The organism is Priestia sp. SIMBA_032 (assembly GCF_046535215.1).
Classification (GTDB): Bacteria; Bacillota; Bacilli; order Bacillales; family Bacillaceae_H; genus Priestia; species Priestia aryabhattai.
In genome coordinates this window covers 1-398 of sequence record NZ_JAWRXD010000189.1, presented here as the reverse complement: position 1 = coordinate 398, position 398 = coordinate 1, and the positions used below count along the sequence as shown (strand labels likewise).

Below are 398 nucleotides of genomic sequence, written 5' to 3'. Positions count from 1 at the left end.
CCTGGAGCTCCTCCCGATCCCGACGACCGAGGGAGGGGTTGACGACTACGACTACTTCAAGGCGGGCATGTACTGGTCGGTGTCGTCGCAGTCCGAGCACCCCGCGGAGGCGGCTCTGTTGATCGACTTCTTCCTCAACGACCCTGAGGCGGTGAAGATCATCGGCAGCGAGCGCGGGCTGCCCGCGATCTCGACGACACTCGACGTGATCGGTGACGACCTGACGCCGGAAGAGACGAAGGCCGTGGACTACTCGGATTCGCGCGTTCCGTTGCTCGGCGAGGCTCCCGCCATCGTGCCGAACGGCGCCTCGGACGTCGACGCCGTGCTGCTGCGATACATGCAGGACGTGCTGTTCGAGCGGACCACGCCCGCGGACGCGGCGGCGGGCTTCATCG

1 pseudogene is annotated in these 398 nt (G+C 66.8%); it reads left to right on the top strand.

What is annotated here, in order from left to right:
* A pseudogene (locus SB717_RS33945) lies at positions 1-398 on the top strand (hypothetical protein); the annotation flags it as partial.